General features: G+C 74.1%; 16 protein-coding genes. 5 read left to right on the top strand and 11 right to left on the bottom strand.

Translation table 11 applies throughout. The annotated features are described in order from the left end of the window. The first annotated feature begins 1 nt into the window (after position 1). On the top strand, positions 2 to 2,227 hold the full coding sequence (locus E1289_RS07145; protein ID WP_243712670.1) for an ATP-dependent RecD-like DNA helicase: 2,226 nt from the start codon (positions 2 to 4) through the stop codon (positions 2,225 to 2,227). 227 nt (positions 2,228 to 2,454) lie between these two features. Here E1289_RS07145 and E1289_RS07140 read toward each other — a convergent pair whose 3' ends face one another. Together E1289_RS07140 and E1289_RS07135 are read right to left on the bottom strand one after the other, a co-directional pair. Continuing rightward, entirely contained in the window at positions 2,455 to 3,468 is a 1,014-nt protein-coding gene (locus tag E1289_RS07140) for a LacI family DNA-binding transcriptional regulator (protein ID WP_131976568.1), read from the bottom strand. A gap of 87 nt (positions 3,469 to 3,555) precedes the next feature. Further along, positions 3,556 to 4,983 (bottom strand): glutamine synthetase family protein, encoded by a 1,428-nt coding sequence (locus E1289_RS07135; RefSeq protein ID WP_165970377.1) that lies wholly within the window; start codon positions 4,981 to 4,983, stop codon positions 3,556 to 3,558. Between the two features lie 97 nt (positions 4,984 to 5,080). Here E1289_RS07135 and E1289_RS07130 point away from each other — a divergent pair, with 97 nt between their 5' ends. Next, positions 5,081 to 6,178 carry an amidohydrolase family protein gene (locus E1289_RS07130; RefSeq protein WP_243712669.1) on the top strand — a complete coding sequence of 366 codons (1,098 nt, stop codon included), beginning with the start codon at positions 5,081 to 5,083 and terminating at the stop codon, positions 6,176 to 6,178. 64 nt (positions 6,179 to 6,242) lie between these two features. Next, on the top strand, positions 6,243 to 7,679 hold the full coding sequence (locus E1289_RS07125) for an FAD-dependent oxidoreductase (RefSeq protein WP_279486966.1): 1,437 nt from the start codon (positions 6,243 to 6,245) through the stop codon (positions 7,677 to 7,679). 22 nt (positions 7,680 to 7,701) lie between these two features. Here the strand turns inward: E1289_RS07125 and E1289_RS07120 are convergent, their stop codons facing one another. The 6 genes from E1289_RS07120 to E1289_RS07095 all read right to left on the bottom strand — a co-directional run bounded on the left by E1289_RS07120 (position 7,702) and on the right by E1289_RS07095 (position 13,426). Next, positions 7,702 to 8,640 carry an MBL fold metallo-hydrolase gene (locus E1289_RS07120; protein WP_131976562.1) on the bottom strand — a complete coding sequence of 313 codons (939 nt, stop codon included), beginning with the start codon at positions 8,638 to 8,640 and terminating at the stop codon, positions 7,702 to 7,704. A 37-nt stretch (positions 8,641 to 8,677) separates the two neighbouring features. After that, positions 8,678 to 9,601: a DUF5954 family protein gene (locus tag E1289_RS07115; protein ID WP_131976560.1), complete on the bottom strand. Its 924-nt coding sequence runs from the start codon at positions 9,599 to 9,601 to the stop codon at positions 8,678 to 8,680. A 52-nt stretch (positions 9,602 to 9,653) separates the two neighbouring features. Then, entirely contained in the window at positions 9,654 to 10,718 is a 1,065-nt protein-coding gene (locus tag E1289_RS07110) for a rod shape-determining protein (RefSeq protein ID WP_131976558.1), read from the bottom strand. Between the two features lie 181 nt (positions 10,719 to 10,899). After that, positions 10,900 to 11,793, bottom strand: a complete 894-nt coding sequence (locus E1289_RS07105; protein WP_131976556.1) for a metal ABC transporter permease — start codon at positions 11,791 to 11,793, stop codon at positions 10,900 to 10,902. Next, a complete protein-coding gene (locus tag E1289_RS07100; RefSeq protein WP_131976554.1) occupies positions 11,790 to 12,509 on the bottom strand; it encodes an ATP-binding cassette domain-containing protein in 720 nt (239 codons plus the stop codon). Before E1289_RS07100 ends, E1289_RS07105 begins: the two co-directional genes overlap by 4 nt. Beyond that, complete coding sequence (locus E1289_RS07095) at positions 12,506 to 13,426, bottom strand: zinc ABC transporter substrate-binding protein (protein ID WP_131976552.1); 921 nt, start codon at positions 13,424 to 13,426, stop codon at positions 12,506 to 12,508. Before E1289_RS07095 ends, E1289_RS07100 begins: the two co-directional genes overlap by 4 nt. Positions 13,427 to 13,627: 201 nt before the next feature. On the opposite strand from E1289_RS07095, the gene E1289_RS07090 reads away from it, so the two are divergent. Both E1289_RS07090 and E1289_RS07085 read left to right on the top strand, forming a co-directional pair. Further along, on the top strand, positions 13,628 to 14,425 hold the full coding sequence (locus E1289_RS07090) for a protein phosphatase 2C domain-containing protein (protein ID WP_243712668.1): 798 nt from the start codon (positions 13,628 to 13,630) through the stop codon (positions 14,423 to 14,425). Positions 14,426 to 14,491: 66 nt separating this feature from the next. Next, on the top strand, positions 14,492 to 16,306 hold the full coding sequence (locus E1289_RS07085) for an N-6 DNA methylase (protein ID WP_131976548.1): 1,815 nt from the start codon (positions 14,492 to 14,494) through the stop codon (positions 16,304 to 16,306). A gap of 120 nt (positions 16,307 to 16,426) precedes the next feature. Here E1289_RS07085 and E1289_RS07080 read toward each other — a convergent pair whose 3' ends face one another. The 3 genes from E1289_RS07080 to E1289_RS07070 form a co-directional block, all read right to left on the bottom strand. Then, positions 16,427 to 17,422, bottom strand: a complete 996-nt coding sequence (locus tag E1289_RS07080) for a C40 family peptidase (protein WP_131976546.1) — start codon at positions 17,420 to 17,422, stop codon at positions 16,427 to 16,429. 169 nt (positions 17,423 to 17,591) lie between these two features. After that, a complete protein-coding gene (locus E1289_RS07075; protein WP_131976544.1) occupies positions 17,592 to 19,076 on the bottom strand; it encodes a phosphotransferase in 1,485 nt (494 codons plus the stop codon). A gap of 2 nt (positions 19,077 to 19,078) precedes the next feature. After that, the coding region (locus E1289_RS07070) for an alpha-glucosidase C-terminal domain-containing protein (protein ID WP_207928837.1) at positions 19,079 to 19,544 on the bottom strand (466 nt) is incomplete at its 5' end.

The raw sequence follows: 19,544 nt of genomic DNA, 5'->3' as shown, positions 1-19,544 counted from the left end.
CGTGCCGACCCCCCACACCACACCGCCCCAGCCCGCGGAACTCGAATGCGTCCTGGAGCGGATCACCTACGCCAACGAGGACACCGGCTACACCGTCGCGCGGGTGGCGACGGCCAAGAGCGGGAGCGATCTGCTCACCGTCGTGGGCGCGCTGCTCGGCGCGCAGGTCGGGGAGAGCCTGCGGCTGGTGGGGCGGTGGCGGTCCCACCCGAAGTACGGCAAGCAGTTCGAGGCCGAGTCGTACACGACCGTCCTGCCGGCGACCGTGCAGGGCATCCGCCGCTACCTCGGCTCCGGCATGATCAAGGGGATCGGGCCGGTGATGGCCGACCGGATGGTGGAGCACTTCGGGACCGACATCCTCCGGATCATCGAGGAGGAGCCGGAGCGCCTCGTCGAGGTGCAGGGCCTCGGCCCCAAGCGCACCAAGCGCATCGGTGAGGCGTGGGAGGAGCAGAAGGCCATCAAGGAGGTGATGGTCTTCCTGCAGGGCGTCGGGGTCTCCACGTCCCTGGCGGTGCGCATCTACAAGCAGTACGGCGACAAGTCCGTCGACACGGTGCGCAAGGAGCCTTACCGGCTCGCGTCGGACGTGTGGGGCATCGGGTTCAAGACCGCCGACACGATCGCGCAGGCCGTCGGCATCCCGCACGACAGCCCGGAGCGGATCAAGGCCGGCCTGCAGTACACGCTGTCGGAGGGCGCCGACGACGGGCACTGCTTCCTGCCCGAGCCCAACCTCGTCACGGCGGCGGAGAAGATCCTCGGGGTGCCGCGGGAGCTGATCGTCCCGGCGCTGGACGAGCTGGTCCGCGACGAGGGCGTCGTCCGCGAGCCGATACCGGGGGCGGGGGAGGACGCGGCGACGATCCCGGCGGTCTACCTGGTCCCGTTCCACCGCGCCGAGCGGTCCCTCGCCCGCGGCCTGCTGGAACTGCTCGACGCCCCGACCGACCGGCTCAAGGCGTTCGCCGACGTCGACTGGGACAGGGCCCTCCCGTGGCTGCGGCGGTGCACCGGCCAGGCGCTCGCCCCGGAGCAGGAGGACGCCGTCAAGCTCGCCCTCACCTCGAAGGTGTCGGTGCTGACCGGCGGACCCGGCTGCGGCAAGAGCTTCACCGTCCGCTCGGTCGTGGAGCTGGCGGCCGCGAAGAAGGCGAAGATCGTCCTGGTCGCGCCGACCGGGCGGGCCGCCAAGCGGCTCGCCGAGCTGACCGGGCACGAGGCCGCGACCGTCCACCGCCTCCTCCAGCTCCAGCCCGGCGGCGACCCCAAGTACGACCAGGACAACCCCCTCGACGCCGACCTGGTCGTCGTGGACGAGAGCTCGATGGTCGACCTCATCCTCGCGAACAAGCTGGTGAGGGCGATCCCGCGCGGCGCGCACCTGCTACTCGTCGGGGACGTCGACCAGCTCCCGTCCGTCGGCGCCGGGGAGGTGCTCGCCGACCTCCTGGGCGCCGAGGTGATCCCCCGCGTCCGGCTCACGAAGATCTTCCGGCAGGCGCAGCAGTCGGGCATCGTGGTCAACGCGCACCGAGTCAACTCCGGCGACCACCCCCACACCCGCGGCTACCCCGACTTCTTCCTGTTCCCCTGCGAGGAGCAGGACGAGGCCGCCGAGCTCACCGTGGACGTCGTCGCCAACCGCATCCCCCGCAGGTTCGGCCTCGACCCGCGCCGCGACGTCCAGGTGCTCACGCCCATGCACCGGGGCGCCGCCGGGTCCGGGACGCTGAACACGCTGCTGCAGGAGGCCCTGACCCCCCACGGCGACGCGCGTCCGGAGCGCCGTTACGGCGGACGCGTCTTCCGCGTCGGCGACAAGGTCACCCAGCTGCGCAACAACTACGACAAGGGCGAGGCGGGCGTCTTCAACGGCACCGTCGGCGTCGTCACGACGGTCTCGCTCGAAGACCAGTCCCTCACCGTCCTGACCGACGAGGACGAGAGCATCGACTACGCCTTCGACGAGCTGGACGAACTCGCCCACGCCTACTCGATCACGATCCACCGCTCGCAGGGCAGCGAGTATCCCGCCGTCGTCATCCCCCTGACGACCGGCGCGTGGATGATGCTGCGCCGCAACCTCCTCTACACGGGCATCACCCGCGCGAAGAAGCTGGTGGTCCTGGTCGGCTCCCGCCGCGCCCTGGCCGCCGCCGTCCGCACCGCCGGCGCCGGCCGCCGCCACACCGCCCTCTCCCACCGCCTCACCCGACACTGACGGCCCGAAACTTTCGAGAACCGACCACCCGCATGATCACCCACGGGTCGTGCGGCCGGAGCGAGCGCAGCGAGCGCAGGCCGCAGGACCCGCCGCACGGCGGGCCGTTTCACGAGACGCGGAGCGGATCGGGAAACGGTGCGCCGTGCGTTACGGGGGTTCCAGGGGGTCGCCCCCCTGGGCTGGCACAGTGCGTGACGGGGGTTCCAGGGGGTCGCCCCCCTGGGCTAGCAGGGCGGGGCGGTGCTCTTGCGGATGACGAGGCTGGTGGACAGCTCCATGCGCGTCGCGACGGCCTCGCCGGCGCGGATGCCGAGGAGGATCTGGGTGGCCGACTCCGCCATCTGGCGGAGCGGCTGGTGGACGGTCGTCAGGGCGGGGCTGGCCCACGGCGCGACCGCGACGTCGTCGTAGCCCACCACCGACAGGTCCTCCGGGACGCGGAGGCCGTGGACGCGGGCGGCCTCCAGGGCGCCGAGCGCCTGCAGGTCGCTCCCGGCGAAGATCGCGGTGGGGCGGTCGGGCCTGCCGAGCAGTTCCATCGCCCGCTCGAAGCCGCCCTGGACGTGGAAGTCGCCGTAGGCGACGAGGGACGGGTCGACGTCGAGTCCGGCCATGCCCATCGCCGAGCGGAACCCGTCCAGGCGCGCGACGGAGCACAGCATGTCCGCGGGTCCGGTGATGATGGCGATGCGCCGGTGGCCGAGGTCGATGAGGTGCCGGGTCGCGGCCAGCCCGCCCGACCAGTTGGCCGAGCCGACCGACGGGACGTCGGGCTCGGGGTCCCCGGCGGGGTCGATGATGACGAACGGGATCGAGCGGGCCCGCAGCCGCTTCTTGTACTCCGGCGCGAGGCTGGAGAACAGCAGCACCACGCCGAGGGGGCGGCGGCGCAGCACCCCGCCGATCCACTCCGGGCCGGGGGAGTGCCGGGTGCCGCTCTCGGTCAGCACCACGCTCGCGTCGTTGGCCTTGGCGACGCTCTCCACCCCGCGGATCAGCTCCATGGTCCACAGGCTCTCGATCTCGTGCAGGACGATCTCGATGAGCGCGGCGTCGGGCGCCGATCGCACGCCGCGCTGGTAGCCGTGGTGCTCCAGCAGGCGCTCCACCCGGAGGCGGGTCTTGCGCGCCACGTCCTCGCGCCCGTTCAGGACTTTCGAAACGGTCGAAACGGAGACACCGGCCTGATCGGCCACCGTGGCCAGGGTGACCCGGCCTGTTTCCTCGTCCTGTTGCATTCCCGAAGCATATGGATCTCGAAGGTGACTTCGAAAGTTGACCTACCTTCCGCACGGGCGGCGCGGGCGCCGGTGCGGTCCCGTCCGTTAGTGGCGCCAGCGGGTGGCCGCCGTGATCTGCTCGGGGGTGGCGCCGGCCAGCAGTTCGATCTCGCCCCGCCGCACGGTCGCCACCGTGTCGGCGACGGCGTCGCCGAGCGCGTCCCGCAGGACGTCGTCGGCCTCGAACGCGGCGACCGCCTCGTCCAGCGACGCCGGCAGCCGGACGATCCCGCGGGCGACGCGCTCCTCCTCCGGCAGGGTGGCCGGGTCCACGTCCACGGGGGCCGGGAGCTCGCGGCGGCCGCCGAGCCCCTCGTGGCCCGCCGCGAGCAGCGCCGCGAGGACCAGGTAGGGGTTGGCGGCGGCGTCCAGGCACTTGACCTCCAGGTTCGCCGCCGCCGGCCGCTCCCCCTCCGCGCCGGTCACCACGCGCAGCGCCGCCTCCCGGTTCTCCGGTCCCCAGCAGGTGAACGCGCCCGCCCAGTGGGACGGGATCAGCCGCAGGTAGCTGGCCACCGACGGCGCGCCGATCGCGAGCAGCGCCGGGAGCCGGCGCAGGATCCCGGCGGCGAACGCCTCTCCGGGGGCCGACATCTCGCACGGCCCCTCGCCGCCCGCCATCGCGTTCACCGGGCCCTCGCCGCCCGACCGCCACAGGCTGAGGTGGACGTGCGCGCCGTTGCCGACCGAGTCCGGCTCGACCTTCGGGGAGAACGTGGCGGCCAGGCCGTGCTCCATCGACACCGCCCGGATCGTCTCCCTGACCACGACGGCGGTGTCTGCCGCGCCGAGCGGGTCCTCGGCGGCCACCGACACCTCGTACTGCCCGGCCGCGTACTCCGGGTGCAGCTGCATGACCGTGACGCCGGTCTCCTTCAGCGCCGTGAGGACGTCCCGCAGGTACCCGGCCAGCTCGGTGATCCGCGTCATCCCGTACGCGGGGCCGCGGACGGCGGGGGAGAACTCCTCCCCGGCGCCCCGCGACACGGCCCACTCGATCTCGAACGCCGCCTTCACCGTCCAGCCGTCGTCGGCGAGCCGGTTCGTCAGGCGGCGCAGCAGGGCCCGCGTGTCCAGCGGGTGGACGGCGCCGTCCTGGTCGTACCGGAACGCCGGCGCGTGCGCCCAGCCCGGCAGCGCGGCCAGCGGGACGAGGCGGTCCAGGTCCGGGTGGAGGCGCAGGTCGCCGACCGGCCCGCCGACGTGGCGCCCGGGCACGATCGAGTCGTCGAGCAGGTACGCGTCGAACACCGGCGACATCCCGACGCCCCACGCCGAGGCGTGCTCCAGCCGCTCCACCGGGACGGTCTTGGTCCGCGTGATCCCGCTGATGTCCACCCACGTCAGGGCGACGGCCACGATGTCCAGACCGGCCAGGCGGCGCGCCTCCGAGGAGCCGCGGGCGCCGAACCGCGCGCGTGCGCGGGCGTCGAGCGCCTGTCCTGGGACGAGGGGTTCGGGGATCTGTTCCACGTTGCTGGCTCCCGGTCGGAGTGGGCGGACCGCGGGTACGGCCCGTAGGGGCATCGTAGGAAGACCGGGCGGCGGTTGCGGGGAGGAGGCGGGCGAGGTGCTGGAGTTCTTGGAGGCGTCGCCGCTGGTGGACCACCACTGCCACGGCGTCCTGGACCGCGGTCTCGGGCGGGAGGCGTTCGAGGAGTCGCTCACCGAGGCGGAGACCACGGGACCGCCGGGTGTGAGCATGTTCGACACCCAGGTCGGGTTCGCGCTGCGCCGCTGGTGCCCGCCCGTCCTGGACCTGGACGCCCACGCGGAGCCGGACGCCTACCTCGCGCGCCGCGCCGAGCTGGGCGCGGCCGAGGTGAACCGGCGGTTCCTCGGCGCGGCGGGCCTGGCGGCGCTGTGCGTGGACACCGGGTACCGCCCGCGGGCGCTGCTCGGCCCGCCGGAGCTGGGACGGCTCGCCGGGGCGCACGCGCACGAGATCGTCCGGCTGGAGACGGTCGCCGAGCAGGTCGCGGCCCAGGGGGTGGACGCGGCGCGGTTCGCCGACGAGGTCCGGTCCCGGCTGGACGCCCGGGACGCCGTGGGCGCCAAGTCCATCGCCGCGTACCGCGCCGGGCTGGAGCTGTCGGGGGAGCGCCCGGCCGCCGCGGAGGTCGCCGCGGCGGCGGGGCGGCTCATGCGGCAGGAGGCACCGCGCGTCCGCGACGAGGTCCTGCACCGGTTCCTCGTGTTCTGCGCGGTCGACGCTGGGCTCCCGGTGCAGTTCCACGTCGGGTACGGGGACGTGGACGCCGACCTGCGCCGCGGCGACCCGCTGCTCCTCATCGAGCTGCTGCGGGCCATGGACCCGGTGCCCGCGATGCTGCTGCACAACTACCCGTTCCACCGCCACGCGGGCTACCTTGCCCAGGTGCTTCCCAACGTGTACGTCGACGCCGGTCTCGCCACGCACAACCTCGGGCACCGCGCGCCGGCGCTGATCGCCGAGCTGCTGGAGCTCGCGCCGTTCGGGAAGGTGCTGTACTCGTCGGACGCGTTCGCGCTCGCCGAGCTGTACCACCTGGGCGCGCTGCTGTTCCGGCACGGCCTCGCGGGCTTCCTCGCCCGGGGGGTGGACGACGGCGCTTGGACGGCCGGGGACGCCGAACGCGTGGCCGGGCTGATCGCGTCCGGCAACGCCCGCCGCGTCTACGGAATCTGAGCATCGCGCCGGAATCCGGGCATCACGACGGAATTTGAGCATCACGACATGGGAGGCGATCGCCTTGCGTAGGACCACGGACCGGGACACGGCTCAGCGGACGGGCGGGCCCGCGCGCGAACGGCTGCTCGTGATCGGCGGGGACGCCGCCGGGATGAGCGCCGCGTCGCAGGCCCGCAGGCGGCGCGGGGCGGACGACCTGGAGATCGTCGTGGTCGAGCGCGGGCACCACGTGTCGTACTCGGCGTGCGGCATCCCGTACTACGTCGGCGGCGTGGTCGACGATCTCGACAGGCTGATCGCCCGCACGCCCGCCGAGTTCCGGGAGCGCGGCATCGATGTGCGGATGCGCACCGAGGCCGTCGAGATCGACCCGGACCGGGCGCGCGTCCGCGTCCGCGACCTGGCGGGCGGCGGCGAGCGCTGGGAGCCCTACGACCACCTCATGATCGCGACCGGTGCCGTCCCGACGCGGCCGCGGCTGCCCGGCGCGGACGCGAAGGGCGTGCACGGCGTCCAGATCCTCGGCGACGGGGTCGCCATCCGCCGGGCCGTCGTCGAGGACGGGGCGCGCCGGGCCGTCGTCGTGGGCGGCGGCTACATCGGCCTGGAGATGGCCGAGGCGATGGTGATGCGGGGCCTGGAGGTGTCCCTCGTGGACCTCGCGGACCAGCCGATGCAGACCCTCGACCCGGACATGGGCGAGCTCGTCGCGGACGCGATGCGCGGGGTCGGCGTGCGGCTGCATCTCGGCGAGCCGGTCGAGGGCTTCGACACCTCCCCGGACGGGCACGTCACCGCCGTCCGGACCGGGAGCCGCACCCTGCCCGCCGACATCGTCGTCCTCGGCCTGGGCGTGAAACCGGCCTCCGGCCTCGCCCGCGACGCCGGGATCGAGGTCGGCCCGACCGGCGGCATCGTCACCGACCGCCGGATGCGCACCCGCACCGAGCGGGTGTGGGCCGCCGGGGACTGCGTCGAGTCCCGCCACCTCGTCTCCGGCGGGCCCGTCGCGATCCCGCTCGGCACGCACGCCAACAAGCAGGGGCGCGTCGCGGGCATCAACCTCGGCGGCGGATACGCCACGTTCCCCGGCGTCGTCGGCACCGCCGTCTCCAAGATCTGCCGGGCGGAGGTGGCCCGCACCGGGCTGTCCGAGCGGGAGGCGGCCGCCGCCGGGTTCGAGACGCTGAGCGCGGTGGTGAAGTCCACCACCCGCGCCGGCTACCACCCGGGCGCCACGGAGATGTGGACCAAGCTGATCGTGGAGCGCCGCTCGGGCCGGCTGCTCGGTGCCCAGATCGTCGGTGCGGAGAACGCCGCCAAGCGCGTCGACGGCCTCGCCATCGCGCTGTGGAACGGGATGACGGCCGAGGAGATGACGGGCCTGGACCTCGGCTACGCGCCGCCGTTCGCGCCCACCTGGGACCCGGTCCTGATCGCGGCGCGCAAGGCCGCCGAGGCGGTCGAGCGGGACATGATGGGGCGGGCCGGGGAATGACCCGTGCGCGACCGGCGGGCGCTCAGGCGCGGCAGGTCAGCGGACGGCCGCCGTTGAAGGTGACCATGTCGCCGATGGCGGAGACGATGTCGATCCGCCCGCCCGGTTCGAGCCCGTCCAGCTCGGCGTAGCCGCGGTGCAGGTTGCCGACCAGCCGCTCGGCGTCGGTCAGCTCGGCGAACGGCCCGAGGTCGGCCTCGCGCGCCGCCTCCAGCGGCGTCAGGCCCGCGTCCTTCCCGGCGGCGGCCGTCGTCTGCACGAACCGGGCGTAGCCGACCACGCGGTCGATCAGCTCCGGGCCCCCGACGGGGCCGTGGCCCGGGACGATCACCTCCGCGTCCAGCGGCGCGATGACCTCCTCCAGGACCTTGATCAGGCCGGAGACCGAGCCCTGGAGCAGGAACGGGGTGCCGCCGTTGAACAGCAGGTCGCCGCAGAACAGCACCCGCCGCTCCGGGATCCACACGATCGAGTCGTTGGTGGTGTGCGCGGGCGTCCCGACGTGGCGGATCTCGCAGCGCAGCCCGTCCACCCACAGGGTCACGCCGTCGGTGTAGGTGAGGAACGGCGGCTCGATCTCGACGTCGCCCCAGTCGACCTTCGTCCAGAACGGCTCGTCGAACGGCCTGCCCCAGGCGAGCGCGTTCGCGCGGGTCTGCTCGTGGCCGACGACGGTCGCGCCGGGGAACAGGTAGTTGCCGAACGTGTGGTCGCCGTGGTGGTGCGTGTTGACCAGCGTCCGGACGGGACGGTCCGTGACCGACCGGATCGCGTCCAGGTAGGCGCGGGTCCTGCGCTCGGTGGAGCAGGAGTCGACGCTGGTCACGCCGCGCTCCCCGACGAGGAAGCCGGTGTTGTTGATCCACCAGGTGCCGTCGGGCTGGACGTAGGCGAACACCCCGTCCGAGACCTCCCGCAGGCGCGGTGTGCCGGGACCTTCGCGATCGGGCGCGTCGCTCATGACGGAATCCTATTGCGGGCCCCGCCGCGGGGCCGGGTCACGCGCCCTCGTCGGAGGGGCGGGCCGGTTCGGGGCCGTCCGGGCCGACGCGGAGCGTCCGGATGACCCGCACGATCCGGAACAGCCGCCCGCACGCCGCGAACTCGACGCCGCCGTCCGCGTCGATGCGGTCGGCGGCCCGCGCGTACTCGGCCAGCTCGCCCGGGCTCGGCGGCGCGCCGCCCTCCGGCGCCTCCCGCGGCATGAGCACGCGGAAGTGGTGCGCCAGCGCGTCCCGGGCGCCCTGCGGGCCGGTCCCGCCGACGACCGGCCGCCACTGGCCGTCGCGGTCCTCCATGACGGTGAAGTACGGGGGCAGCAGCACGACGCCGGGATAGGCCCTGACCGCCGAGGCGGCCTCGCGGCGCAGCGGCTCCGGGACGGGCCCGGCGGCCGGCGGCAGGCCGAGCAGTTCCAGCCGCAGCGCCGCGTCGGCCGGGCCGACCGGGGCCGCGGGGTCGATGCGCCGGTCCGGCCGCCCGTCCTCGGCGTCGGTGACGCGGGCGGGTTCGGGCCCGTCCGCCCCGAACCGGGCGAAGCCCGGCACGCGGACCACCCGGAACCGCAGCGGCCCGGCCGCGCACTCGTTGCGTTCCGGCCCGCCCGTGTCCCGGGCGGTCTCGAGCGCGTCCGCGAGGAGCAGCATCTCCTTGCCCACGGCCGGGTCGTGGCCGGCGGCGGCGCCGCGCAGGTGCGCCGCCAGGCCGGCGCGGGCACCGGAGGGCGCCGCCGCGCCGAGCGACAGGGTCCGCCAGGCGCCGCCCGCCTGCTCGGCGCAGCCGAACTCCGGCGGGCCCACGGGCACGAGCCCGGGGTAGGCCCGGGCTCGCTCGGCGGCCTCCTGGTCGCGGACGGCGGCCACGGGCTCCAGGTCCCTGACGACGTTGATCAGGTCGTGTCCCGGCATCCCTTCGAAGGACATGCGTCCATCGTGACGCGCCGCCGCGTCCCGCGCGGCGGAAACGGAGCACGCCTCAGTATTCGAGGTCGGGCAGCGTCGTCATCAGCTGCGGGTGCGGGGACGTGTCGCGGGTGGGCGGCTCCTGCGAGCGGGCCGAGCGCAGCACCTCGGCCGCGCCGAGGACGGCCGCGTCGCCGGTGTCGTCCCCGAGCCGCGCGGGCAGGCCCGTCCGGTCGTGGATGAGCCGCTCCAGGCCGGGCAGCCGGGCGCACCCGCCGGTGAGGGTGACGCCGACGTTGAGCAGGTCCCCGGAGATCTCGGGGGAGCAGCCGGTGACGCCGGCGCCGATCGCGTCCACGATCTCGGCGACGGGCCCGGCGATCGCGCGGCCGACGTCGACGGTGGTGAGCACCAGCGACCGCGGCATGCCCGTCGCGATGTCCCGCCCGTTCACCTCGGTCTGCCGCACCGGCCGCCGCCCGAGCGGCGGCACCGCTCCGACCTCCAGTTTCGCCTCCTCGGCGGCGGACCGCGACAGCGACACGTGGTACTCGCGGCGGACGAGATCGACGATCGCGCGGTCCAGCGCCGAGCCGCCGATGAGCGCGGTGTGCGAGGTGACGAGGCCGCCGAACGCGATCACGCCGACGTCGGTGACCTCGGCGCCGATGTTGGCGATGACCGTGACATCCGACCGCAGGGCCGAGGTCATGCCCATCCCGATCGCGGCGGCGATCGGCGTCGGCAGCAGCGTGAGCCGGCGCGCGCCGGCCTGGTAGGCGGAGAACCGCAGCGCCCGGTAGTGGACGGGGGTCAGCCCGCTCGGGACCGTCACGACCAGCCGCGGGCGGGCCGTGTAGTGGCGCTTGTGGTGGCGGCGGACGAGCGCCCGCATCATGTACTCGGCCGCGTCGGTCTCGGTCGGCGCGCCCTCGCGGACGGGCCGCACGAGGGTCACGTCGGGATTGCGCCCGGCCATCTTCTGCGCCGGGACGCCCAGCGCGAGGATCCGCCCGGTCCGCCGGCACCGCGCGAGGAGCGACGGCTCCCGGCAGACGACTCCGCGGTCCTTGAGATGCATCCGGACCGTGGCGCTGCCCATGTCGATGGCGGTGTCCCGGCCGGCGAAGTCCCACATCGCGTCCCCCAATCGCCCCGAAAGTCGCAAGGACCCGGTTGATGCCCTCGCGCCCCGGGGCGATGCCCACGCGCGGGTAAGCGAATGGCAAGGTCATGGCGCACACGGGTCCGGCATGTCGGGAACGCCGAGCGGCGCGCGGTGCCCGCCCGGCCGGGAACGCCGAGCGGGCACCAAGGGTTCATGTGGGGACGGTCTGCGGCCCGGCCGCGCCCGGCCGGGCCGTCCAGCCGCGCCGCGCCCGGATCGCCCCGGCCGCGCGGCACACCCCGTAGAGGACGAACGAGATCGTCGTGACGTACGGGCTGATCGGGATGCTCGACCCGAGCGACAGCAGGATCCCGCCCAGCACCGACACGGTCGCGAAGACGGTGCTCAGCACCGGGACGAGCACCGGCGATGCGGTGACCCGCACCGCCGCCGCGGCCGGCGTGCACAGCAGCGCGAGCACCAGCAGCGCCCCCACGATCTGCACCGACACGGCCACCGCGAGGCCGAGCAGGAGCATGAAGACCGGCGACAGCGCCCGCACCGGCACGCCCCGCGCCGCCGCCACCTCCGGGTCGAGGCTCGCAAACGCCAGCGGGCGCCACATGACCGCGAGGCAGGCCAGCACGATCGCCGACGTCACCAGCAGCCAGGACAGCGCGGGAGTGTCGATCGCGACGATCTGCCCGGTGAGGAGGCCGAACTTGTTGGCCGACCGCCCCTTGTAGAGCGACAGGAACAGCACGCCGAGCCCGAGCCCGAACGGCATGAGCACGCCGATGACCGACCCGCGGTCGCGGGCCCGGGCGCCCAGTACGCCGATCAGCGCGGCGGCCAGCAGCGCGCCCGCGATCGACCCGCCCGCCACGCCCGTGCCGAGCAGCAGCGCCGCGGCGGCGCCCGCGAACGACAGCTCCGCGATCCCGTGCACGGCGAACGCGAGGTCGCGCATGACGACGAACGTCCCGGCGAGCCCGCCGACCAGCCCGAGCACCGCCCCGGCGACGAGCGAGTTGCGGACGAGCCCGAGCAGCGCCCCGTAGTCCGCGAAGTTGAAGATCTCGCCCCAGACCTCGGCCCAGCTCATGCGGCGCCGACCTGTACATCACCGGCCCGTACATCGCAGACCCGGACGTCACCGGCCTGGAGGTCACCGGCCCGGCCGAGGTCCAGGACGCGGTCCGCCAGCGGCAGCACGGGATCGGCGTCGCGGGCGCCGGTCACGTGCGTGACGAACACGACGGCGGTGCCGTGCTCGCGGCGGCGCCGGTCGGCCAGCTGGGCGACGATCCGCTGGTGCTCGGTGTCCAGCGACAGCAGCGGCTCGTCGCACAGCAGGATGCGCGGGTCGGTCGCGAGCGCCTGCGCGACCCGCACGCGCTGCAGCTCGCCGCCCGACAGCAGCTCCAGTGGCACGTCCGCGAACTCGGCGGCGCCGACGTCGCGCAGGACGGCCGCGACACGGCGGCGGGCCTCCGGCCGGGGCCGCCGCGGCCCCCAGCGGTGCCCGTCGATTCCGAGCCGCACCAGGTCACGGGCCCGCAGCGGGGTGTGCGGCAGGACGGCCCGGTGCTGGGGGACGTAGCCGATCAGGTCGCTGCCGCGGCGCGGCGGGCGGCCGTCCACCGTGACTTTTCCGGCGGTGAGGCGCAGGAGCCCGAGCAGCACCTTCATCAGGCTGGTCTTCCCCGATCCGTTCGGCCCGAGCACGACCACGAACTCGCCCGCCGCGACGTCGAGGTCGAGCCCCCGCCACAGGGTCCGGTCACCGAGGGCCAGGGTGGCGTCGCGCAACCGGATCACGACAGGGCCTTCTGCAGGGCGGCGATGTTGGCGTCCATCCACGCGATGTAGTCCCGGCCCTCCGGCAGGGTCTCGGTGACCGGCACGACGGGCACGCCGTTGTCCTCGGCCGCCTTCCTGAGCCGCTCGGTCAGCGGGCCGCTGGTCTGCTCGTTGTAGACGAGCGCCTCGACCTTCCCGCCCGTGAGCAGCGCCAGCGTCTCCTGCATCGCGCGTGGCGGCACGTCGTCGCCTTCCTCGATCGCCTCGCTGAACTCGCCGGGGGTCTCGTCGCGCAGACCGGCGGCCTCCAGCAGGTGGACGGGCACGGGTTCGGTGATCGCGACGGCGTCGCCCTCGTGCGCGGTCCTGATGGCCGCGACCTTGCCTTCGAGGGTCTGGACGCCGGCCTTGAAGGCGGCGGCGTTGGCCGAGTACGTGCCCGCGCCCTCGGGGTCGGCCTTGGCGAGCGCGGCGGCCACGCGGTCGGCCAGCCGCGCGGCGGACGGCAGGTCGTACCAGACGTGCTCGTTCAGTTCCTCGCCTTCCGGCGCGGTCTTCCCGGAGATCTCGACGGCGTTGAGCACCTCGGCCCCGGACCCGGAGCCCTGCAGCAGCGTGCCCATGAACGGGTCGTAGCCGCCGCCGTTCTCGATCACGACCGCGGCCCTGGACACGGCGAGACGGGCACGTGTCCCGGGCTCGAAGGAGTGCGGGTCCTGTGTCGGGTCGCTGATGAGCGAGGTCACCGCCACCTTGTCGCCGCCGACCCGCTGCGCGATGTCGCCGTAGACGTTGGTCGAGGCCACGACGGAGACCGCGTCGCCGCCCGGGGTGACCGCCCCGTCGCCGGATGAGCCGCAGGCACCGGCCGCCAGTACCGAGACGGCGAGCACGGCGCTCGTCCCGAGCAGCCGGGCGCGCTGAACAGAGGTCATCGGGGGACTCCTTGAAAATGATAACGGTTTTCAAAACAAGCTAGCACGAGTCAGGCGTGGCACGAGTCGGGCGTGGACGGCCCGTGCGACCTCCAGAAAAACCGGCTGGCCGGGTAAGTGCTTGTGAATAGTGTTTTAGTATGTTTCAATGGTTGCATGACTCACCATGTACTTCGTTACGCCGCCGGAACGGATGTCGGCATGCGGAGGAAGGTGAACGAGGACGCCGCGTTCGCGGGCCCGCGGCTGCTCGCCGTCGCCGACGGCATGGGCGGGTACCCGCACGGCGACATCGCCAGCAGGACCGCGATCACGACCCTGGCCGGCATCCCGTTCACCGCGGATCCGGCCGCCGACCTCACCTCCGGCGTGGCCGCGATCTCCGCCCGCCTCGACGACCTGGGCCGCGACGACCCCGCGATGGCCCGGATGGGGACGACGCTGACCGCGATGGCCTGGGACGGCCACGGCTTCACGGTCGCCCACATCGGGGACTCCCGCGCCTACCTCCTGCGTGCGGGAGAACTGCACCGGCTCACCCGCGACCACACGATGGTCCAGTCGCTCGTGGAGGGCGGGCGCCTCGCCGAGGGCGACGCCGCCGGCCACCCCCAGCGCTCGAAGCTGGTCAAGGCGTTGCAGAGCGGCGCCGCCGCCGAGGCCGACCTGTTCCGGCACGACGCGCAGCCCGGCGACCGCTACCTGCTGTGCTCCGACGGCGTCTCCGGCTTCGTCGGGCCGGAGGAGATCCGCGAGACGCTGGTCCGCGCGGCGCGTCCGGCGGAGGCCGTGAAGCGCCTCGTCGACCTCGCGGCCCTCGCCGGCGGGCACGACAACGCCACCTGCGTCGTCGCGGACGTCGTCGCCCCCTCCAGAGAAGTGCCGCGGGAGCCGCTGATGATCGGCGCCGCCCGGGAGCCGGGACTGCTCGCCCGCCTCACCGGTCGCGGCCGCCGCGCCCGCCGCCCGGCACGCCCGGCCGACGCCGTCGCCCGGTAGAGTTGACACTGTTCACAGTCATTCTCCGAGCCGATCGATGTTGCGAAGATCAAGTATGGTGACCGCATGAGCGGTGACCCTGGGGTGACCGCCGGCGACATCGCCCGGTTGGCGGGCGTGGGGCGGGCCACGGTCAGCAACTGGCGTCGCCGCCACGGCGACTTCCCGCGCCCCGTCGGCGGCACCGCGACGAGCCCGCTGTTCTCACTCGCCGACATCGAGGACTGGCTGCACCGCAACGGCAAGCCGTTCGAGGTGTCGCCCGCCGACCGGCTCTGGCAGCGGCTGCGCGCCTCCGGCGACGACTTCCGGCTCGCCGACCTCGTCGGCTGGGCCGGGCTGCGCCTGCTCGAACTCCGCGGCGACACCGTCAAGGTGCCTGTGCGGACGCCGGTACCCGCCGTCGAGCCCGACGACCCGGGCCTGCCCGGCCTGCTCGCCGAACTCGCCGCCGAGCACGGCCACGCCGCGGCGTTCGACATGCTCTTCCAGCGCTACGTCCGGGCGCACTCGCGGCGGCTCGTCGTCACGCGCGCGGACGTGGCCCGGCTCATGACACGGCTCGCCTGCCGGGAGGGCGACGTCGTCCTCGACCCGGCGTGCGGCCTCGGCACCCTGCTGCTGGCGGCGCCCGGCGCGCGGCTCGCGCTCGGCCAGGACGGCAACGACGCGGCGGCCCGGATCACCGCGGTCCGGCTGCTGCTGGCCGGGACGCCCGCCGAGGTCGTCTCCGGCGACTCCCTGCGCCGCGACGCCTTCCCCGGCGAGGTCGCCGACTCGATCGTGTGCAACCCGCCGTTCGGTGACCGCTCGTGGGGGCACGACGACCTGGCCGGCGATCCGCGCTGGGAGTACGGGCTGCCGCCGCGCGGCGAACCGGAACTGGCCTGGGTGCAGCACTGCCTCGCGCACCTCCGGCCCGGGGGACGCGCCGCCGTGCTGATGCCGTCGGCGGTGGCGAGCCGCCGCCCCGGCCGCCGCGTCCGCGGCAACCTCCTGCGGGCGGGCGCGCTGCGGGCCGTGGTGACGCTGGCGCCCGGAGGCCCCGACCTGTGGCTCCTGCGGCGCCCGAGGCCCGGCGAGCGGCCGCCGCCCGCCGTCCTGCTGCTCGACACCGAGGGCGACCTCGTGCGGGCCGAGCGGGAATGGGCGGCGTACCCGGACGGCGAGTTCTGCGTGCCGGTCATCGACCTGCTCGACGACGAGGTCGACCTCGGCCCGTCGCGCCACCGGCCCCGGCAGAGCGGCGACGCGTTCGACCGCCGCTTCACCGAGACGCTGGAGCGGCTGCGCGCCGCGGCGCCCGCCCCGCCCCGCCTGGAACTGCTGCCGGACCGGCGGCCCCTGTCGTTCACCACCCTGTCCGAACTGGCCAAGGCCGGCGTCGTCACGATCAGCCACGCGCCCGCCCGGCTCCCGTCCGGCGGCGACGTCCCGGTCCTCACCGCGGACGACGTGGGCGCCGGGACGGGCCCATCGGGGACGTCCGCCGCCGGGCCCGGCCTGGTCATGCTCGAAGCGGGCGACGTCGTCGCGACCGCCGCGGGCCCGGCGCGGGTGGTCACCGAGCCCGGTGCGGCACTCGGCCCCGGCCTCACCCTCTACCGCCCGGACGCGGGGCGGCTCGACCCGCGGTTCCTCGCCGGGTTCCTAGGCTTCGCCGGCGGCCGTGACGGCAACGGCGGCGGATCGGGCCGCATGGATCCGCGCCGTACCCGGGTCCCGCGGCTGTCCCTCGAAAGCCAGCGCGCCTACGGCCGCGCCTTCCAGGAACTGGCCCGCATGACGGAGACGTTGCGGGAGATGTCGTCCCTGGGAGAGGCCCTGGTCCGGCTGAGCTTCGACGGGCTCCTGGACGGCCATCTGCGTCCGTCCCCCTGACGAGGTCTCCGGGAACGGCCGTGCTCGTTCCCGGAGTGTCCCCGGCTCGCCGCGGTCCCGCGCCGGCCCGGTGCCCCGCCGCCCGGTCGCGCCGCGGCGGGTCGTCGGCCGGTCGCTCCGTCAGATCGCTTGGTGGCCCGGTGCCGAGAGGAACTCGAAGGTGGAGCCCGTGTACATGGCCCAGGGACGGAAGTCCGGGCTGTCGGGCGTCGCGGACCGCGGCCGCGGCTCCGGCCGCGTCTTCGCCGGGGGACGGGCCGGCTTCGATGAGGCGGGGCCGCCTGGCGGCGCGGCCTTCTTCGCCGGGGTGTGCCGGGGGGATTTCTTGGGGGAGTCGTCGTTTCTGGGCATTGTGTCGGTGGATGGCGGAGTCTGGGGGGTCCGCTCCTTATCTGGCGGCTTCTTATCGGCGCGCTTCTCCGCGCTCATCCGGTCGATCTTCTCGACGAGCTCCATCACCGACGGCGACCACGTCCTGTGCTCGGGCGCGCCGGGCCGGACGGCGCCGGCGAACTGCCTCTTGCGCCTTTTGCCGAGCTTGTCGATCCGCACCGTCTCCCCGGTGCGCGGCGCGTGGAGGTACCTTCCGCCTTCCACATAGAGCCCCACATGGTTGCGGTTCCGGAAGAAGACGAGGTCCCCGGGCTTCAGTTCCTTCAGCTTGACCTTGCGCTTCACCTGGCGGTACTGGGCGTGGGTGACGCGGGGAATCTCGACGCCCGCCTTGCGCCACGCGGCCATCGCGAGCCCGGAGCAGTCGTAGCCGCCCGGTCCCTCGGCGCCCCACCGGTACGGCTTGCCGATCTGCTTGCGGGCGAACCTGAGCGCCTTCTTGGCGCTCCTGCGCTGCTCGGCCACGCGGGTCCGGTACCTGTCGTACGCCTTGACCTGCTTCAGCGTGGCCCTGTCGAGGTGCAGGCTCTGCAGCACGGTGGTATTGAGGTCGGCCCAGGCCTGGGAACTCAGCGGGACCGCCAGGGCGAGCCCGGTCGCCGTCAGGGTGACGGCGGTACGGAGCAGTCCCTGTTTTCGGGCACCCGTCCGATTTCGGTGGGTATGGTGGGCAGATGTGCCGCTCCCGGTGGTGTCCCCGAGCGAGTGGCGTTCGGTGGCCATTCTGTGTTCTCCGTTCCGCGATGTCGGAAGTGCCGCGAATTTCCGCGGGGCGAGTGATCATCACCTCGCCGAGAGTCCGGGTACCCGGCAGATCGCTGCGGAATTGGCGGAACGCCTCGATTTTGCATGATCATGGCGCGGAATTAATGGCGCCGTTCAGTGTCTTTGATCAAGTGGCCAGATGGGCGAGCGAGGTGAGCGGAACGGGCAGCCAGGCCGGCCGGTTCTGCGCCTCGTACCGCACCTCGTAGACCGCCTTCTCGAATTCGAAGGCCCGGATGAGCACCGAATGCGCCGCGGGGTCCGCGCCGCCCGCGGCGGCGTAGCCGCGGCAGAACGCGGCCCGGTTGCGCGCCGCCCACGCGTGCGCCCGCGTCTCCAGCCGGCCGCCCGGCTCCGGCGGGACCGTCCCGGACTTGTCGATGAGGAACCGGGCCGCGTACTCGAACGAGCGCAGCATCCCGGCGACGTCCCGCAGCGGGTGCGCGAGGGCCCGGCGCTCGTGCTGCGTCCGCGCGGGCTCGCCCTCGAAGTCCAGCAGCGTCCAGCCGCTCTCGGTGCGCAGGACCTGGCCGAGGTGGTAGTCGCCGTGGACGCGCTGGACGGGCAGCGGCCCCGGCCGCGCGGCCAGATCGAGGTAGGCGGCCGTGAGCGCCTTCGCGTGCGGCGCCAGCCGGGGCACGGCGCGGCAGGTGGCGGTCAGCTCGGCGTTCATCCGCGCCGCCATCGCCCGCACCTCCGCCGGGGGGAGCGTCCGCACCCCGAACGCGGCGGCGAGCGCCCGGTGCACCGCCGCGGTCGCGGCCCCCAGGCGTTCGGCCTCGGCGGCGAAGTCGCCGCCCGCCGCGCTCGCGTCCAGCTCCGCCCACTCGTCGCCGCCGGCGGGCGGGGTGTGCGAGCCGCCCGCCGGCGGCGTGTGCGCGAACCAGTCCCGGACGCTGGCGATCGCCAGGCTCCACCCGTCCGCGCCGGTGTACAGGTAGTCCGACAGCAGCCCGAGCGTGACCGGCTCGCCGTTCCCGGCCGTGCTCTCCTCCGGGCCTCCCGCCGGCTCCAGTTCGATCCACCCGTGGACGGCGGGCACGTGCGTGCACCCGCCCTGGGTCAGCGCGAGGTTGACCTCCAGGTCGAGGTTGACGCCGTGGCTGAGCCGCCGGAACAGCTTGCAGATGTAGGTGTCCCCGAACAGCAGCGAGGTGTTGCTCTGCTCGGCGGTGATGGGCAGGCTCGTCAGGTCCGTCCGGATGCGGGTGCCGTCGACGTGGCGGAAGCGCAGCGGGCCGATGGACGCCTCCGCGGCGAGGTCGTCGAGCAGGATCCGGGTCAGCTCCGGGTCGTGGGCGGCGTCGTAGAGGTAGGCGTCGTACGGGCGCCCGCCCGGCGGGTCGGGGTGGCCGGACGCTCCGCCGATCTCGACGTGCCGGAGCCGGTCCGGCAGATACCGGCGGACGCCGAGGAGCAGCTGGTAGTGGTCGGTGGCGCCGTGCTGCCGGACGTCCAGGACGAGGTGGTGCAGGGCCGGGTCGCCGGAGCGCAGTTCGGTGGCGGTGCCGATGGTCAGTTCGTCGATGGGACCGTCCTTGCCGCCGAACCACCGCTGCCGGGGCAGCCACTCCGCGAGGTCGCGCACGAGGGCCGTCTCGGTCGGCAGCACGCTCAGCCGGCCTTTCCGGCGCCCGTGCCGCCACCCGCGCCCGGGGCGGCGTCCGTACCGTCCGTACCGGGGAGGGTGCCGGCGGCCCCGCCCGGGATGGTCTCCGGGACGCCGTCGCCCTCGTCCGGCGGGATCAGCTGGAACCAGAAGAATCCGTGCGCGGGAAGCGTCATCAGGTAGGGCAGTTCGCCGATGGCGGGGAACTGGACGCCGCCCATGCACTCGACGGGGGAGTACCCCTCGAAGCGCCGCAGGTCCAGTTCGACCGGCTGGGGGAACCGGGACAGGTTGCTGACGCAGAGGATCGTGTCCATCTCGTCCCACGGGCTCTCCTCCTCGGTGATCTCGCGGGTGAAGGCGAGGACGGAGGGGTTGGAGGCGGACAGTTCGACGTAGGAGCCGACGCCGAAGACGGGGTGGCGTTGCCGGATCTCGATCATTTTGCGGGTCCAGTGCAGGAGTGATCCG

The sequence above is a fragment of the Actinomadura sp. 6K520 genome, from assembly GCF_004349245.1.
In the GTDB taxonomy this organism is placed as follows: Bacteria; Actinomycetota; Actinomycetes; order Streptosporangiales; family Streptosporangiaceae; genus Spirillospora.
Note: the sequence above shows the minus strand (reverse complement) of the source record. Positions and strands in the feature narration are given on the sequence as shown.

Coding starts and splice junctions, on each gene's coding strand:
- E1289_RS07140 (WP_131976568.1), bottom strand. CDS start 3,468: ATGCAACAGGACGAGGAAACAGGCCGGGTCACCCTGGCCACGGTGGCC.
- E1289_RS07120 (WP_131976562.1), bottom strand. CDS start 8,640: ATGAGCGACGCGCCCGATCGCGAAGGTCCCGGCACACCGCGCCTGCGG.
- E1289_RS07115 (WP_131976560.1), bottom strand. CDS start 9,601: ATGTCCTTCGAAGGGATGCCGGGACACGACCTGATCAACGTCGTCAGG.
- E1289_RS07110 (WP_131976558.1), bottom strand. CDS start 10,718: ATGTGGGACTTCGCCGGCCGGGACACCGCCATCGACATGGGCAGCGCC.
- E1289_RS07105 (WP_131976556.1), bottom strand. CDS start 11,793: ATGAGCTGGGCCGAGGTCTGGGGCGAGATCTTCAACTTCGCGGACTAC.
- E1289_RS07095 (WP_131976552.1), bottom strand. CDS start 13,426: ATGACCTCTGTTCAGCGCGCCCGGCTGCTCGGGACGAGCGCCGTGCTC.
- E1289_RS07090 (WP_243712668.1), top strand. CDS start 13,628: ATGCGGAGGAAGGTGAACGAGGACGCCGCGTTCGCGGGCCCGCGGCTG.
- E1289_RS07085 (WP_131976548.1), top strand. CDS start 14,492: ATGAGCGGTGACCCTGGGGTGACCGCCGGCGACATCGCCCGGTTGGCG.
- E1289_RS07080 (WP_131976546.1), bottom strand. CDS start 17,422: ATGGCCACCGAACGCCACTCGCTCGGGGACACCACCGGGAGCGGCACA.